Raw genomic sequence first — 1,640 nt, forward strand, 5'->3', positions numbered from 1 at the left:
ATTTACATGGCCGATGCCGCTCAAAGTAATTCAGAAATTGAAGAGCAGGTTCGGGGTTTAGCGCAATTGGCTATCCCCTATTTAATTTTAGTCAATAAAGCCGACCTCATGGCAGATGCACAGCGTAAAGCTTTCGAAGCTTTAGATGTTGTTTTTATTTCGGCTAAAGAGAAACAGGGTATCGATGAATTAAAAACCACTTTATTGGAGCAGGTTAACTTGCACCATATTAATACCAGCGAAACCCTGGTAACGAATATCCGCCATGTAGAAGCTTTAAAACAAACCGAACATGCCCTGCAAAGGGTTTTGGCTAATGTAGATAATCCGGTTACCTCTGATTTCTTAGCAATGGACATCAAACAGGCGCTTCATTATCTTGGTGAAATTACGGGTACAGTGACTACCGATGATTTGTTGGAGAATATATTTACGAAGTTTTGTATCGGCAAATAATCCCCCAAAACAACCACTAATTTCGACAACTTACGACAATCAACTTACTGATTGTTAATAAGTTATGTTAATATTTCTCCACCAATTTCTTGGAGGTTTACCACTATTTTTCGCATTTTTGTTGCTCATTTGTTGCTCGAGCGACTGAAATTTTTCCCAAAAAAATCATGGGTGAAATTATGTCGCTTATCGACACTTAACGACACTAAAAAACATTAAACGGCGCTAATAAGCCACTATTTGAGGGGGAAATTACCACCGATGTTTTAGGGTCTAAAAGTCCTGTCGACCTGCAGCAGATGCAGCAAAAAAGGATGAAATGAGTAGCAATATAACAGTTGAGCGAATCTGCGAACACTGCGGTAAGACATTCTTGGCAAAAACCACGGTCACGAAGTACTGCAGCCTGAATTGTAACAGGCGGCACTACAAACAAAAAATCCGTAATATAAAGATTACTGCCAGCAATGAACAGACGCTTAGTATCCGTACAAAAGCGATCAATGACCAGCCCGCAGAGTTCCTTACGGTGAAACAGGCCGCGCGCCTGCTTCATTGCAGTGAAAGGATAATTTATCAGCAGATCAAAAATGGCAGGATTAAAGCAATACAGCTTAGCGAACGGAAAACACTGATCAAAAGAAAGCATCTGGATAAGGCCTTTAAACAGATCGATTTCCAGCCGGTTCAGCGAACTGAAAGAACTAAAAATCCTGCATTAGTCTACTGCATAAGTATGGCTGATGCCCAACAGCATTTTGGTATATCAGAAAAAGCACTTTATGACCTGATCAAACGGAACGATCTCGAAGTATTCTCTAGCGGAAAGTTCAGCTATGTACTCCGCTCAGCATTGAATCAAATATTCTATAAAAGTTAATAAGTTATGGGAAGCGTTACACTCAGAAGGAAAAATCTTAGTACCGGAAGGCAAAGCCTTTATCTGGATTATTATCCACCGTTTTTAAATAGTAAGACCGGAAAAGCCCAGCGTTCGGTTACGCTGAAATTATACCTGTTCACAAAACCCGAGAATGAACTGCAGCGCATTCATAACAAAGAAACACTGCTCACCGCACAGACTGTCTGTGCGCAACGCCAGATAGAAATACAGAACAGGCGCTTCGGGATCATTTCAGAACAGGATCGAAATGCAAGCTTTACCGAGATTTTTAGGCAAGTGT

At 40.8% G+C, this 1,640-nt stretch carries 1 protein-coding gene and 2 pseudogenes; all 3 read left to right on the forward strand.

The features are described from left to right. Positions 1-456 (forward strand): annotated as a pseudogene (locus tag AC1DPQ_RS26985) (tRNA uridine-5-carboxymethylaminomethyl(34) synthesis GTPase MnmE); the annotation flags it as partial. A gap of 319 nt (positions 457-775) precedes the next feature. Then, positions 776-1,336 (forward strand): helix-turn-helix domain-containing protein, encoded by a 561-nt coding sequence (locus tag AC1DPQ_RS26990; protein WP_477586343.1) that lies wholly within the window; start codon positions 776-778, stop codon positions 1,334-1,336. 6 nt (positions 1,337-1,342) lie between these two features. Continuing rightward, positions 1,343-1,640 (forward strand): annotated as a pseudogene (locus AC1DPQ_RS26995) (site-specific integrase); the annotation flags it as partial.

It is taken from the genome of Pedobacter sp. 01T416_2, from assembly GCF_056398925.1.

What these genes read in the sequence shown, in the direction of transcription:
- AC1DPQ_RS26990 (WP_477586343.1), top strand. Translation starts at nt 776, where the DNA reads ATGAGTAGCAATATAACAGTTGAGCGAATCTGCGAACACTGCGGTAAG.